This window comes from Achromobacter marplatensis, assembly GCF_049060505.1.
GTDB lineage: Bacteria > Pseudomonadota > Gammaproteobacteria > Burkholderiales > Burkholderiaceae_B > Achromobacter > Achromobacter marplatensis_A.
In genome coordinates, this window is record NZ_JBMGRB010000002.1 from 700,301 (window position 1) to 714,598 (window position 14,298).

Annotated in this window: 15 protein-coding genes; 8 read left to right on the top strand and 7 right to left on the bottom strand. The window is 64.7% G+C overall.

Annotated features, from left to right (window positions below; all coding sequences use genetic code 11):
• Positions 1–34: 34 nt before the first annotated feature.
• Both ACI0FO_RS07970 and ACI0FO_RS07975 read left to right on the top strand, forming a co-directional pair.
• On the top strand, positions 35–1,324 hold the full coding sequence (locus ACI0FO_RS07970) for an aromatic ring-hydroxylating dioxygenase subunit alpha (protein ID WP_416025580.1): 1,290 nt from the start codon (positions 35–37) through the stop codon (positions 1,322–1,324).
• 16 nt (positions 1,325–1,340) lie between these two features.
• Positions 1,341–1,859 carry an aromatic-ring-hydroxylating dioxygenase subunit beta gene (locus ACI0FO_RS07975; RefSeq protein ID WP_416025582.1) on the top strand — a complete coding sequence of 173 codons (519 nt, stop codon included), beginning with the start codon at positions 1,341–1,343 and terminating at the stop codon, positions 1,857–1,859.
• A gap of 78 nt (positions 1,860–1,937) precedes the next feature.
• Here the strand turns inward: ACI0FO_RS07975 and ACI0FO_RS07980 are convergent, their stop codons facing one another.
• Genes ACI0FO_RS07980 through ACI0FO_RS08000 form a run of 5 tightly spaced genes read right to left on the bottom strand, consistent with a single transcriptional unit; the run spans position 1,938 to position 6,252 of the window.
• Positions 1,938–2,558 carry an isochorismatase family protein gene (locus tag ACI0FO_RS07980; protein WP_416025584.1) on the bottom strand — a complete coding sequence of 207 codons (621 nt, stop codon included), beginning with the start codon at positions 2,556–2,558 and terminating at the stop codon, positions 1,938–1,940.
• Positions 2,559–2,598: 40 nt separating this feature from the next.
• Positions 2,599–3,648: a 2,5-dihydroxypyridine 5,6-dioxygenase gene (locus tag ACI0FO_RS07985; protein ID WP_416025586.1), complete on the bottom strand. Its 1,050-nt coding sequence runs from the start codon at positions 3,646–3,648 to the stop codon at positions 2,599–2,601.
• Positions 3,649–3,678: 30 nt separating this feature from the next.
• Positions 3,679–4,503 carry an alpha/beta fold hydrolase gene (locus tag ACI0FO_RS07990; RefSeq protein ID WP_416025587.1) on the bottom strand — a complete coding sequence of 275 codons (825 nt, stop codon included), beginning with the start codon at positions 4,501–4,503 and terminating at the stop codon, positions 3,679–3,681.
• A gap of 11 nt (positions 4,504–4,514) precedes the next feature.
• Entirely contained in the window at positions 4,515–5,267 is a 753-nt protein-coding gene (locus tag ACI0FO_RS07995) for a maleate cis-trans isomerase family protein (RefSeq protein ID WP_183014682.1), read from the bottom strand.
• A 22-nt stretch (positions 5,268–5,289) separates the two neighbouring features.
• Positions 5,290–6,252 carry an amidohydrolase family protein gene (locus ACI0FO_RS08000; RefSeq protein WP_416025590.1) on the bottom strand — a complete coding sequence of 321 codons (963 nt, stop codon included), beginning with the start codon at positions 6,250–6,252 and terminating at the stop codon, positions 5,290–5,292.
• Positions 6,253–6,603: 351 nt separating this feature from the next.
• Between ACI0FO_RS08000 and ACI0FO_RS08005 the strand changes: the two genes are divergently transcribed.
• On the top strand, positions 6,604–7,593 hold the full coding sequence (locus tag ACI0FO_RS08005) for an XdhC family protein (RefSeq protein WP_416025592.1): 990 nt from the start codon (positions 6,604–6,606) through the stop codon (positions 7,591–7,593).
• A gap of 39 nt (positions 7,594–7,632) precedes the next feature.
• On the opposite strand, the gene ACI0FO_RS08010 is transcribed toward ACI0FO_RS08005, so the two are convergent.
• Both ACI0FO_RS08010 and ACI0FO_RS08015 read right to left on the bottom strand, forming a co-directional pair.
• Positions 7,633–8,100: a MarR family winged helix-turn-helix transcriptional regulator gene (locus ACI0FO_RS08010; RefSeq protein WP_369868999.1), complete on the bottom strand. Its 468-nt coding sequence runs from the start codon at positions 8,098–8,100 to the stop codon at positions 7,633–7,635.
• Positions 8,101–8,288: 188 nt separating this feature from the next.
• Positions 8,289–9,197 carry a LysR family transcriptional regulator gene (locus tag ACI0FO_RS08015; protein WP_416025593.1) on the bottom strand — a complete coding sequence of 303 codons (909 nt, stop codon included), beginning with the start codon at positions 9,195–9,197 and terminating at the stop codon, positions 8,289–8,291.
• 121 nt (positions 9,198–9,318) lie between these two features.
• On the opposite strand from ACI0FO_RS08015, the gene ACI0FO_RS08020 reads away from it, so the two are divergent.
• The 5 genes from ACI0FO_RS08020 (at position 9,319) to napA (ending at position 14,293) form a co-directional block, all read left to right on the top strand.
• On the top strand, positions 9,319–10,281 hold the full coding sequence (locus ACI0FO_RS08020; protein ID WP_416025595.1) for a 3-hydroxyacyl-CoA dehydrogenase family protein: 963 nt from the start codon (positions 9,319–9,321) through the stop codon (positions 10,279–10,281).
• Positions 10,278–11,132 carry a 3-keto-5-aminohexanoate cleavage protein gene (locus tag ACI0FO_RS08025; protein ID WP_416025597.1) on the top strand — a complete coding sequence of 285 codons (855 nt, stop codon included), beginning with the start codon at positions 10,278–10,280 and terminating at the stop codon, positions 11,130–11,132. The genes ACI0FO_RS08020 and ACI0FO_RS08025 overlap by 4 nt, the downstream gene beginning before the upstream one ends.
• 185 nt (positions 11,133–11,317) lie before the next feature.
• Positions 11,318–11,476, top strand: coding sequence for a periplasmic nitrate reductase, NapE protein (gene napE, locus ACI0FO_RS08030; RefSeq protein ID WP_105560214.1), 159 nt, complete (start codon positions 11,318–11,320; stop codon positions 11,474–11,476).
• 20 nt (positions 11,477–11,496) lie between these two features.
• Positions 11,497–11,814 carry a chaperone NapD gene (locus tag ACI0FO_RS08035; protein ID WP_416025599.1) on the top strand — a complete coding sequence of 106 codons (318 nt, stop codon included), beginning with the start codon at positions 11,497–11,499 and terminating at the stop codon, positions 11,812–11,814.
• Entirely contained in the window at positions 11,798–14,293 is a 2,496-nt protein-coding gene (gene napA / locus ACI0FO_RS08040) for a periplasmic nitrate reductase subunit alpha (RefSeq protein WP_416025601.1), read from the top strand. Before ACI0FO_RS08035 ends, napA begins: the two co-directional genes overlap by 17 nt.
• The last annotated feature ends 5 nt before the right edge of the window (positions 14,294–14,298 follow it).

The window sequence follows — 14,298 nt, forward strand, 5'->3', positions numbered from 1 at the left end:
TTCCATTGCTGCCCCGCCTCGACAGGAGCTTTTCATGTATCAATCACAAACCGTCATCGGCCGCACGGTAGCGTCGAAAGACGCCGCCCTGGCCGACTGTGTCTGGCCGGAAGACGCGCTGCACTACATCCCCGACTGGGTCTACACCAGCAGCGCCGTCTACGATCAGGAAGTCGAAAAGATCTTCCACGGCAAGACGTGGAACTACGTGGCGCTTGAGGCCGAACTGCCGAATCCGGGCGACTACAAACGCTCTTATGTCGGGCCGACGCCCGTGGTGGTCTCGCGCGCCGAAGACGGTTCGGTCAACGTGTTCGAGAACCGCTGCGCCCACCGTGGCGCCGAGTTCTGCCGCAATAGCCAGGGCAACGCCAAGGAATTCGTCTGCCCGTACCACCAATGGTCATACGACCTGAAAGGCAACCTGCAAGGCATTCCCTTCAAGCGCGGCGTGAACCGCGAAGGCGGCATGCCCAAGGACTTCAAGAACGACGAGCACGGCCTGCGCAAGCTGCACGTGACCACGCGTAACGGCGTCGTCTTCGCGTCGTACAGCGCGGACGTCGAACCCATCGACCAGTACCTGACGCCCGAGATCCTGGCCGATTTCGACACGGTCTTTCCCGGCAAGAAGCTGAAGATCCATGGCTACTACCGCAACGAGCTGCCGTGCAACTGGAAGATGTACCACGAGAACCTGAAGGATCCGTACCACGCGACCCTGCTGCATTCGTTCCTGGTCGTGTTCGGGCTGCTGGTGGCCGGCAACAAATCGGCCATGCTCGTCGATTCCGTGCACGGCCGCCACGGCACCATGGCGTCGGCCAAGAGCGAAGATAAGTACGCCACCGTCAGTGAAGAAAACAAGAAGGAAATGCGCTCCTTCCATGACGGCCTGCACCTGCAGGACGACCGCTTCCTGGAATTCGTGAAAGAGTTCGACTCGCCCTGGTCGGTCACGATGCAGACCGTATGGCCCAACCTGATCGTCCAGCGCGAGATGAACACGCTGGGCGTGCGCCAGATCGTGCCCAACGGGCCCGACAGCATGATCATGCAATGGACCATGTTCGGTTACGAAGACGATACGCCCGAAATGGAACGCCACCGCCTGCGCCAGGGCAACCTGATGGGTCCGGCCGGCTTCCTCGGTCTGGAAGACAACGAAGCCATGAAGTTCGTGCAGGAAGGCGTGCGGCGCGCCAGTACCGACGTCAATGTGCTGAAGCTGGAATCCGGCAAGCAAGGCACGTCGAACACGCTGATTTCGGAGGCCGCGATCCGCTCGATGTACAGCTACTACCGCGGCGTGATGGGCTTCTGAGCAGGAACCGAGACACATGAGAACCCGATTCGAATTTTCCCCCCGCAAGATCGATCCGGCGCGCGCCATCGCGCTACGCCAGGAAATCGATGAATTCCACGCCGACTACTGCGCCACGCTGGATGCCGGCCAGGTCGAGGCCTGGCCCGGCTTCTTCACCGAGGACGGCCTGTACCGCGTGACCGCGCGCGAGAACGCCGAGCTGGGCCTGCCGGTCGGACTGGTCTATTCCGAAGGCCGCGCGATGATGCACGACCGCGCGGTGGCCATCTCCCGCACCCAGATGTTCGCCCCGCGATACATGCTGCATCTGGTCAGCAACACCCGCGTGACCCGCGAATCGCCTGAAGGCGAGATCGAATCCCAGGCCGCCTTCATGCTGATGCAGACCCTGGTGGAAGGCCCCACGACCCTGCATCTGGCGGGTACCTACTATGACCGCTTCACCCGGGAAGACGGCGTGCTCAAACTGAAGGAACGCCAGGTGGTGTACGACACCACCATCCTGGCCAATGACCTGGTCTACCCCGTGTAGGCAAGCGGCCCTGAACATGAAAAAGGGGTTGTGCCGGCAAGGCACAACCCCTTTTCCGTTGGCGGAACGCCAGCGCCTTCAGGCCATCGTCGCGCGCACGGCTTCCTCGCGCGTCAGCACCGTGGCGTATTTCTGGCGCATGTCGAACAGATTTGCCTCATGCGGACCCATGGCGCGGTCCCCCACGCAGTCGGACACCACCAGCGGCCGAAAACCGTACTGCATCGCGTCCACGACGCTTGCCCGCACGCAGCCGCTGGTGACTGCGCCCGCCACCAGCAGCGTCCCCACCCCGCGCTGCGTCAACCATGCCGCCAGGCCGGTGCCGAAGAATGCCGAAGGCACCGTCTTGCGCACCACCAGTTCCCCGGCGGCGGGCGTCAACTGAGGCACGATCGCGCTGTGGGGGTGCGCTTCCTTCAGCGTCAGCATGCCCGGCACTTTCAGCGTGAAGATGTTGTGGTCGGCGTCGTCGTCGGCGAACACGATGCGGCTGTGCGCCACCGGCCAGCCCTGGCTGCGCGCATGGCCCAGCAGAAGCGTCGTCTGCGCGATGGCCGAAGCAATGTTGCCCCCGCCGAACACGGCCGGGTCGGCGAAGCCATTGACCAGGTCCACGATCAGCAGACCATAGGGCGGCTTGGGGGTCATCGTGGCGCCAAAGCCCTGGCGCTCGTAGGCAGAGATGTCGTCATGCATGAAGCGGCTTCCTTGATCGATGGTTGTTGGGCGCCATGGCCTATTGCTGCCCGGCGGCGCTATCCAGCACCTTGCCCTGGCGCACCACGTCTTCGCCGTCCAGCCGCACGGTGCAACCGCGCAACGGGATGTCGATATGGCAGGTGGTGGTGCGGCTGCCGCCCGCCTCGTTGTTCGGGCCCAGCGAGAACAGGAAATTGCCTTCGTAAGCCCGCGCATCCATGCCAATGGTGGCCTCGCGGTCGTACAGGCCCAGCGTGGTCCAGTGCGCGCGCGGCTGCAAACCCCAACCGATATGCGATATCGCGTATGCCTCGGGGTCCTGGAACGACGCCACGTACTCGCGCAACAGCTCCGCGTCGACTCCGCCTTCAATGCGCGTGGCAAAACCGTTTTCCACCGTAAGCGTGATCGGCGTGCGCACGTACAGCTTCTGCGGCAGCAGGATATCGCCCGCATCGATCACGATCGTGCCGTTGGCCCCGCGCTCGTTCGGCCAGGTCAGCACAAAGCCGCTAGGCCAATGGTCCCACCGCCCGGGCTCGTCCACGAAGCCGTATTCGCTGATCGCCGGAAACTCGCCCAGCGGGCAGCGCAGGTCCGTGCCGGCGGCCGACACCACGCTCATCTCGCGCGCCGCGCCAATGCGCGCCGCCGCGGCCTTCACGCGGGTCCGGTCCGCTTCGGAAGGCACCAGCCGCGCCAGCACCTCGGGCGGTTCCACCGCCAGCAGAATCTTGGTGCCGGTGGCCAGGATCTCGTGCTGCTCCGGCGAAAACAGCAGCGTCATCAAGTCCAGCACCAGGTCGCTTTCCTTCAGCGCCGCGATCGCGGGTTGGTTCCCGGTCAGCGGCGTGGTGCCCAGGTAGGCCAGCGAATCGCGGCTTAACGCCTTTTCGCCATTGACCGGCGGCAAATCCAGCCGGTTGACCACCGCCCCCACCGATTGCGCCGCGATCAGCGCCGTCGACAACGTTTGCGGATGGGTCGCGGCGCTGGTCAGCACCGTCACCGACTGGCCGGCTTGCAGCTTTGACAAGGTCAGCACCTGCTGCCAGGCCTTTACCATTTCATAGTCGCTTACAGGCATGATTCTCTCCTTGCTTGAAGGCCCGGCGATTCAGGCTTGCACCAGCGGCGCGCCCAGGAAATCACCGAAGGCCGCGTAGAAGCCTTCTTCGTTGTCCCACGGGATCATGTGGCCCGCCGCCGGCACGCGGTGATGCCGCGTGCCGGGCGCCAGCCGCGCGATTTCGGCCGCGTCGTCGTCCAGCACCACGTCGCCCTTCTCCGCCGTCACCAGCAAAACCGGCACATCCAGAAGCGGCAGGTCGGCATGGATATCGTCGGTCTGGAAGGCGTCGAAGCTTTGGACAATGGCGCGCTCGTCGCAGGTGTGCAGCCATTCGGCGCGCAGTTGACGCTGCGCATCCGTCCAGCTCGGGCAGAAGGCGCGCATAGCCTCGGCATCCATCCCGTGGCGGGCCTGCGCCATGGAATCGACATACCACGGCAGCTTGGCCGGATAAGGCCGGCGGCCGGGGCCGGACACCGGCGGATCGACCAGCACCAGGCGGTGCAAGCCGGCAGGCCGGCTCCGGCCCGCGCGCACGCCGATGCGCCCTCCCATGGAATGGCCGACCAGGCTGTATTGCGCCAATCCCAGCGCTTGCGCGAAGGCCAATACGTCGGCGGCTTGCGCGTCCAGGCTGTAGTCCAGCGACGCGCCAGCTTCCGACAGGCCGCGACCGCGCACATCCAGGATGTAGGTGTCGAACGTCTTGCCAAACCGCTCGCCCACAAAGCCCCACGTGGCCGCGGGGCTGGTGATGCCCGGCACGATCACGACCGCATCGCGCCCGGCCGTGTGGGCGCCACCGTAGCGCAGGTAATGTTGGCGGATGCCGTTGGCATGGACGTTGCCGCCATAGAGATAGGTGCTCATGGCTGCGTTCCTCAGTAAGCGCCCGACAGCAGCGCGCCGGCGCCGGGAACGACGGGCTCCAGGTCCAGCGATTTCAGGATGGCGTAGGTGGTGGCCACGGCGGCGGTAATTACCGGCTTGCCTGTCTGCGCCTCGACTTTGGCGATGGCCGGCAGCGACGGCATCTGCACGCAGGCCGACAGCACGATGGCGTCGACATCACGGGTGTCCATCTGCGCAACGATCTCCGGCAAGCGTGCCGGGTCGTGCCGGCCGACGTCCAGATTGTCGGGAATTTCCAGCGCGCGATAGTCCACCACCTCAAAACCTTCGTTGCGGATGTAGTCCACCACCAGCTCGGTCAACGGCTTCATGTATGGGGCCACCACCACGATGCGGCGCGCGCCGATCACCTTCAGGGCGTCTACCAGGGCGCCCGCGCTGGTGATCACGGGCGCATCCGCGCCATTGGCGGCCGTGTGCGCCTGCAGGCGCTTTTCCGAGACCCGGTGATAGCCATGGCCCATCGCCATGATCGCCACCAGGCAGGCGTATCCCAACACGTCCACCCGCGCGTCGCTCAGTTCAACCGCGCAGCGGTCGGACTCGCCATCCATCGCCGCCAGTTCCTCCTTCACCACCTTCTTCATGCGCATCCGGCTGGAATGGAACGTAAAACGCTCCGGCCGGATCTGTTGGCGCGCCAGCAGCATCGCGGGAATTTCGGTTTCCATCGTCGTGTTCGAGCTCGGCACGATCTGGCCGATACGGAAGGGTCTTTGCATGGTTGCTCCTTTTTCCCGGGGATCAGAGTTTGAACAGGCGGCGCGCGTTACCGTGGCAGACCAGGTCGCGGGTGGCGTCATCCATCGGCGCGCGTTCGATGAACTCGGCGGCCAGCGCCGTCGATTCATAGGGGTAATCCACCGAGAACATCACGGCTTCGCGGCCCATCTCGGCAATGGCTGCCATCAATGTGGGAGGCGAACAGACCCCGGACGTGGTGATGACGATATTGCTGCCCAGGTATTCCGACGGCGCGCGCGCCAGTTTGATGCCATGCGAATACACCGCGAAGCGGCTGTCGAAACGCCACCGCTGGAACGGCAGGCCCTCGCCCATATGACCCAGGATGAGCTTGACGCCCGGATAGCGGTCGAACACGCCGCCGAACAACAGTCGCAGCGCGTGCGTGGCGGTCTCGACGCCCCAGCCCCACGATGCGCCCACCAGTTCCGGATGGCCCGAATAGGCTTGCGGCACCACGTAGGGATCGCTGGGATGCAGGTAAATCGGCACATCCAATTCCTGCACCTGCTCCCAGAAGGGGTCATAGGCCCGGCCGTCGTAGTACACGCCGTTGGTGTGGCCGTTGATCAGCGCGCCCTTGAAGCCCAGCTGCTTGACGCAACGGGTCAGCTCCGCCGCGGCGACGCGGGGGTCGTGCATCGGCAAGGTGGCAAAGCCGCCATACCGGGTCGGATGCCGGGCAATCTGGCTGACCAGGAAATCGTTGTTCTCCTGCGCGCGGTTCAGCGCCACCGCGGCATCGGCTTCTGCCTGCACGCCGGGGCCGGTCTGCGACAAAATGACGTAGTCAATGCCAGCGCGGTCCATTTCGCCCAGCCGGACTTCATCGAAATCCACCAGCCGCGCGGCCAGATCGGCCAGCACGACCGGATCGATATGCTGCGCGAAACTCTTTGAATAATCCTTGAATCCGACCGCTGTGTAGTGCTCCTCGAACGCGATCTTGCGCACTTTGCTCATTCCCCTGCTCCCAGTGTGAAGGCGCGGCGCCTGCCCCGCCCCGGCATGCCAGCGTCTATTATCAGTACACTGACTATTTGATTGGAACAACCGGACGCCCGCACGGCATGCTTGCAGGCAGAACCCGCGCCGCTCGGCTCCCGAATTTACGTCAGTATACTGACTTTATAGTCAGCGTACTGACCAATTAGGGAAATCCCGGGGCGGAACGCAGCCGCTGGAATACAGCCGAAAAAAGGCGCGAAAATAGGTAGGGATAGACACTAGAGACACCGCGCCAGATCATCAGTACAGTGAACATAAGCCCTGCCCGCGGCCCTTTTTCCGCGGACCCGCCTCAGTGAGAAACCGATGAACGCCCTGGACCTTGACGTACTGCAACTTGCCCGCGACTGGGTCGCCGCCGGCAGCCGCGTGCACCTGATCACCGTTGTGCAAACCTGGGGCTCGGCGCCGCGGCAGGCGGGCGCCATGCTGGCGGTGCGCGACGACGGCCGGGTGGCCGGTTCGGTGTCCGGCGGCTGCATCGAAGACGATCTGATCGCGAAAGCCCGCGCCGACGAACTTGAAGACGCCCCTGCCCGCCTGACCTACGGCGTCACGCGGGACGAGGCCGCGCGCTTTGGCCTGCCTTGCGGCGGCACGCTGCGCCTGATCAGTGAACGGCTGCGCGACACGGTGTGGCTGGACCGGGTGCTGGCGTCGATCCGCGAGCACCGCCTGATCCAGCGCACGGTGGACCTGCTGGATGGCCACACGTCGGTGTCGCCGGCCGGCCCCGCCGATGGGCCCGATTTCGACGGCCGCATCTTCCGCAGCGTGTATGGGCCGCGTTGGCGGCTGCTGATCATCGGCGCGAACCAGACGGCCCGCGTCTTGGCGGACATCGCCGCGACGCTGGAATTCCACGTCACGGTATGCGACCCGCGCGAAGAGTTCTTCACCGATTGGAGCGCGTCCCAGGCCACGCTGCTGACCAGCATGCCGGACGATGCGGTGCTGGAAATCGGCACCGATGAGCGCACCGCGATCGTCGCCGTCACGCATGATCCCAAGCTGGACGACATGGCGCTACTGGAAGCGTTGAAGTCCCGCGCGTTCTACGTCGGCGCGCTGGGCTCTCGCGCCAACCAAGAGAAGCGGCGCGAACGGCTGCGGTTGTTCGACCTGGACGACAGCCAGATCGACCGCCTGCATGGCCCGGTGGGCCTGGGCATCGCCAGCAAGACGCCGGCCGAGATCGCCGTGGCCATCGCCGCCGAACTGATCTGGGTGCGCAACACGCTGGGCGATGGGCAAACCGCCCGCGGCGTGGCCCGGATGAATGCGCTGAAGGGCTGACAGCGAAAAGGCGCGCGCCTTGGGCGCAGCGCCTGCGCCTTACATCGGCTTGAGCGTCGTGCGGCTGTACTGGTTGTTGGCTTCCACCAGCGTGGAAAGCAGCTTCATGAAAATCTCTTGATTGCGCGTGGACAAGGGCTCCAGCAAGCGCTGTTGCGCGCGGGCCATGCCTTCCTGCAGCAGTCCCATGATGCGCAAGCCTTCCGGGGTAATCACCGCCTGGCGCGAACGCTTGTCGGTGGGATTGACCCGGCGTTCCACCAAGCCCCGCTCCTGCAGGCGCTTGACGACGTCGGCGGTGGTGGTGCGGTCCAGCCCCAATTCCATGCCGATGGCGGTCTGGTCCAGCCACGGACTGAGCGACAGCGCGGTCAGCACACCGTACTGCACAGGCGTCACGTTCTGCGTCTTGCACTCTTCATAGAACATGGCGTAGTGGATCTGGTTCAGGCGCCGCACCAGATAACCGGGGCGCGACCACAGCACCTGCTTGGCCGGATCGAAAATATTGTTGTCGGTCTTCTGAGTTGCGACGCGCTTCTGGGACGTCGTCTTTTTCTGTACATCCGGCACGTTGGGGCAGCTCCGATATTAGTTAGTGTACTGAGAATAATACCACCGGCTGCTTCGTGTCGACCGCCTTTGGGCGGCCACTTGCGGGAAATCAAAAACGGCGTGACGGCCCCTGCGAAAGGCTACCGCGGATGGGCGGCTAAATACGTTTTCAGCGTCTGCACCAGCGCCGCCGCGGCCGGTGAAAGGCTGCGGTTGCGCGACGTCACCAAGCCAATCGAACGCTCTGCCACCGGCCCCGTCAGCGGCCGTTGGACGATGGCGGTCTGCGATACCGCGCCCGCGGCGATCTCGGGCAAGGCGGCCACGCCGAAGCCGCACTCGACCATGGCCACGATCGTCGTCAGGTGTTCGGCTTCGAACGCCGGCGTGAAGCGGATGCGGTTCTGCAGAAAGGCCCATTCCGTGTACTGCCGAACGCTGCTGGGCTGCACCATCGACACGTGCGCGGCGGTCGCGGTGTCGGCCCAGCGCACCGGTCCGCGTGTCTTGGCCAGCGGATGCGATTCGGGGATCAGCAGCAGGAAACTGTCGGACAGCAGCGGCACGTAGTGCAGGTCGGCATGCTGCGGGTCGGCGGCGGTCAGCGCGAAATCCACCTCGCCCGCGCGCACCAGGTCGAAGGCGGGGCCCGACAGCGTGTCGCGCACTTTCAGCGCCACGTGCGGATGCGCCTGCCGGTAGGCCATCAGCACGCGCGGCAGCAGCCGGGCCGCCAGCGAAGGCAGCGCGGCAACCGACACCTGGCCCTGCTCGGCGCTAGTGATGCCGCTGACCGCCGCGATCGCGTCCCGGAACGCCACCTGCAACGTCGCGGCCTGCTGCATGAAGACTTCGCCCGCGGCCGTCAGCCGCACCGTGCGGGTGGTGCGGTCGAACAGCCGCACGCCCAAGGCCTCTTCGATGCGCTGCACCTGCGTCGACAGCGCCGATTGCGACAGGTGCAACTGCGCCGCCGCCTGCCGGAAATTCAGTGTGCGGCCCAGCACCAGCGTGGTGTCGATATCGCGCATCGAAAGATTGATCTGCATGATGCCTTGCCTGCCCCTATTGATCTGTTTTAACGATCATTCTATCCAAAAAATCTGATTCATCAATCAAAGTGGCTTCTCTACACTCGCCCCCAACGACGATGCAAGAAAGGAGCAAACCATGCAGACGGACGCAACAGCGCTGCCCAACCCGGGCGCGGCGCATGCAGTGGTAGTGGGCGGCGGCACGATGGGCGCGGACGTGGCGGTGGTGCTGACCCGCGCGGCCTGCCGCACAACCGTGATCGAATCCGACACGGAACGCGCGGCCGGCCTGCCCGCCCGCGTGGCCGAGAACCTGAAGACCATCGGCCGCGAAGCCCATGCCGCGCTGCTGGCCACCGCGCCCAGCCTGGATGCGGTGGACTGGTCTACCGTGGACCTGGTCATCGAGTGCATTCCGGAACGCCTGGACATCAAGCAGGCGCTATTCGCGGACCTGGTCCAACGCGCCCGTCCGGACGCCATCCTGGCCAGCAACAGTTCCAGCTTCCCCATCAGCGCCATCGGCCAGGGCCTGGACACGCGCGGCCGCATGCTGGGCCTGCACTTCTTCATGCCCGCGCACCTGGTGCCGCTGGTGGAAGTGGTGCTGGGCGAGGCCAGCGACAATGCCTGCGCGGATTCGCTTATCGCCTTCATGCGCCGCTGCGGTAGCGTGCCAGTGAAGGTCAAGCAGGACCTGCCCGGCTTTCTGGCCAACCGCTTGCAGCATGCGCTGTCGCGTGAAGCGTTCGACCTGATCGACCGCGGCATCGCCTCGCCGGAAGACGTGGACGCAGCGGTGCGCTTCGGCTTCGGCTTCCGCTTCCTGGCAGCCGGCCCCGTCATGCAACGCGATCACGCGGGCATCGACGTGCACGCCGCCGCTGGCGCAACCATGTACCCGACCTTCTGCAATGCGGACCATCCCGCGCGCTGCCTGACCGAACGTGCGGCCGACGGCCGCTACGGCATGAAAGCGGGCGAAGGCTTCTACACCTGGACGCCCGAGACCATTGCCGCCGAGCGCGCGCGCTACGACCGGCTGCTGCGCGCCGGCCTTGACCTGATCAGCCCCGAATTGCCGGAAATCCAGCCATGAACGCGTCCGCTTTGCCGCGCGCCGCGCTGGCCGAATCCCCCGTCATCATCACCGTGGCGCCCAACGGCGCCTACAAAAAGGCCGCCGACCACCCCGCCGTACCGATGACGCCCGACGCGTTGGCGCTGGAAGCGCGGGCCTGCCTGGACGCAGGCGCCGGCATGATGCACATGCACGTGCGCAAGCCCGACGGCAGCCACTTGCTGGACGCGCAAGCCTACCGCGAAGCGTTGGCCGCCGTTGATCGCGCCGTGGGCCGCGAATTGCTGGTGCAAGTCACCAGCGAAGCCGCCGGCGTCTACAAGGCGGCCGAGCAAATCGCGCTGGTGCGCGAACTGCAGCCCGAGGCCGTGTCCATGGGCTTGCGTGAAATCGCCGTGCCGGACATCCCCGAAACAGAACTCGCGGCGTTTTTCGCCTGGGTGGCGGAACGCCGCATCATGGCCCAGATCATTTTGTACGACGAAGGCGACGTGCTGCGCTGGCAGTCGCTGCGGGCGCGCGGGCTGGTGCCCCCGGGCGCCTGGTCGGTGCTGTTCGTGCTGGGCCGCTACAGCGTGGGCCAGACGTCTTCGGCCTACGACCTGTTGCCCTTCCTGACGGCATACGACCACACGCTGCCCTGGGCCATCTGCGCATTCGGCGCCGAAGAAAACGCCTGCGTCACAACGGCGGCGGCGTTTGGCGGCCACATGCGCGTGGGTTTCGAGAACAACTTGAAGCTGCGCGACGGCAGCATCGCGCCGGGCAATGCGGCGCTTGTCCGGCAGGCCGCCGAAGGCGCTCGCGCGTTGGGACGGCCAGTGGCCACCGCGGAAGACGCGCGGCGCATCTACGGCGCCATCGGCTAATCATCAACGCGAATCAGTATCAAGTACCTGACGCCTTCCGGAAAAGCGTCAGGCACTTTCATATATAGCGCCACGGTGCAATTGTTTCGCCGTGATGCAACATTGACGCCATGTAAAAGCACTGCTAAAAACTTCGACATCCGCACGTTCAATGCAATACCCCAACTGTCAAAGTGAGGTGGTGTGTGCAAAACGAGTCTGATGGCTACACAAAGCCCCAGGAGCTGCGAAGTTTTCTGTTCCTGACGGCTGTCATGGCCCCCGTCCTTACGGTCGTCATCGTGGCGGGCTACGGTTTCATCGTCTGGTTCTATCAGCTGATCGCCGGCCCCCCGGGCAGCTGATGAGACGCGACGGAACCCCCATGTCCGCGCTTCCCTCCCCCGCGCCGTCCCCGCCCCCGGCCGAGCTGCATATCGCCAGCCTGGTCGTGCACGCCTTGCCCAAACGCCTGCCCGATGTCCGCGCCGCCATCCTGGCCGTCGCGGGATCCGAAATCCATGGCGCGTCCGACACCGGGAAACTGGTGGTCACGCTGGAAGCGCCTTCCACCGACGACATGATGGCGCGGATCTCGCAGATCCAGCGCCTGGATGGCGTGCTGGCCTCGGCGCTGGTCTACCAGCACGCCGACACGCTTGCCGCGATGAACGAGGAGATTGGCGATGTCCATGGCTCGTAGAGATTTCATCAAGCAATCCGCCGCCGCGGCCGCCGCCACCGTGGCGGGCATTCCCATCGTCGGATACACACAGAACATCGTGACGGAATCCGAAGCAGCCAAGCTGAAATGGTCCAAGGCGCCCTGTAGATTCTGCGGGACCGGCTGCGGCGTGAACGTCGCGGTGAAGGACAACCAGGTCGTGGCCACGCACGGCGATTTCAACGCCGAGGTCAACAAGGGCCTGAACTGCGTCAAGGGCTACTTCCTGTCCAAGATCATGTACGGCAACGACCGGCTGACCACGCCGCTCTTGCGCATGAAAGACGGCAAGTACGCCAAGGACGGAGAGTTTGCGCCGGTGTCCTGGGACCAGGCGTTCGACGTGATGGCCGAACAGTTCAAGCGGGTGCTCAAGGACAAGGGGCCAACGGCTGTCGGCATGTTCGGGTCGGGGCAATGGACCGTGTGGGAAGGCTACGCCGCGCTGAAGCTGATGAAAGCAGGCTTCCGGTCGAACAACCTGGACCCGAACGCGCGCCACTGCATGGCGTCGGCGGCCGTGGGATTCATGCGGACCTTCGGCGCCGACGAGCCCATGGGCTGTTATGACGACATCGAGAACGCCGACGCCTTCGTGCTGTGGGGTTCGAACATGGCCGAAATGCACCCTATCCTGTGGACGCGCGTTACCGACCGCCGGCTGTCCGCGCCGAAAACCAAGGTCGCGGTGCTGTCCACCTTTGAGCACCGCTCTTACGAACTGGCCGACCTGACGCTGACCTTCACGCCGCAGACCGACCTGGCGATCTTGAACTACATCGCCAACTACATCATCGAGACCAAGCGCGTGAACCGGGACTTCGTCGACAAGCACACCGTGTTCCACGAAGGCAACACCGACATCGGCTACGGCTTGCGGCCCGACCACCCCTTGCAAAAGGCCGCCAAGAACGCCGACAAGGCGGGCGGCTCCAAGCCCATCACCTACGACGACTTCGCCAAGTTCGTCTCCAAGTACGACCTGGAATACACGTCAAAGTTGACCGGCGTGCCGCAGAAGCAGCTGCAGGACCTGGCCGAGCTTTATGCCGACCCGAAAATCCGCGTGACGTCGTTCTGGACCATGGGCTTTAACCAGCACACGCGCGGCGTGTGGGCCAACAATATGGTCTACAACATCCACCTGCTGACGGGCAAGATTTCAACGCCGGGCAACAGCCCATTCTCGTTGACCGGGCAGCCCTCGGCGTGCGGCACTGCACGCGAAGTGGGCACGTTTTCCCACCGCCTGCCGGCCGATCTGGTGGTGACCAACCCCAAGCACCGCGCGCACGCGGAGGACATCTGGCAACTGCCCGACGGCACCATCCCCGACAAGGTGGGCGCGCACGCCGTGCTGCAGAACCGCATGCTGAAGGACGGCAAGATCAACGCCTATTGGGTGATGGTCAACAACAACATGCAGGCCGCGGCCAACCTGATGAACGAAGGCCTGCCGGGCTACCGCAACCCCGACAACTTCATCGTGGTGTCGGACGCCTACCCCACCGTCACGACCATTTCGGCCGACCTGATCCTGCCCGCGGCCATGTGGGTGGAAAAGGAAGGCGCCTACGGCAACGCCGAACGGCGTACCCAGTTCTGGCATCAACTGGTGAATCCCCCGGGCGACGCGCGTTCCGACCTGTGGCAGCTGATGGAATTTTCCAAGCGCTTCAAGGTGGAAGAGGTCTGGCCGGCCGACCTGCTGGCCAAAAAGCCCGAGTACCGGGGCAAGACCCTGTTCGATGTCCTGTTTGCCAACGGAAAGGTCAACAAATACCCCAACAGCGAACTGAACGCGGAATACGAAAACCAGGAATCAAAGGCCTTCGGCTTCTATGCGCAGAAGGGCCTGTTCGAGGAATATGCCGAATTCGGCCGCGGCCACGGCCACGACCTGGCCCCCTTCGATACTTACCACGAGGCGCGCGGCCTGCGCTGGCCCGTCGTCAACGGCAAGGAAACGCTGTGGCGCTACCGCGAAGGCAGCGATCCCTACGTGAAGGCCGGCGCCGGCTTCGAGTTCTACGGCAACCCGGACGGCCGCGCCATCATCTATGCCCTGCCCTACGAACCGCCCCCGGAATCGCCGGACAAGGAGTATCCGTTCTGGCTATCCACCGGCCGGGTCCTGGAGCATTGGCATTCCGGATCCATGACGCGACGGGTGCCCGAACTGTATCGGGCGTTTCCCAACGCGGTCTGTTTCATGCACCCCGACGACGCGCAGGCGATGGGCCTGCGGCGCGGCGTGGAGGTAGAGATCGAGTCGCGGCGCGGCAAGATGCGCACCCGGCTCGAGACCCGGGGACGCAACAAGCCGCCGCGCGGTCTGGTCTTCGTGCCCTGGTTCGACGCCGGTCAGCTGATCAACAAGGTCACGCTGGACGCCACTGACCCGATCTCGTTCCAGACCGACTTCAAAAAGTGCGCGGTCAAGATCGTCAAGGTCTGAACGGC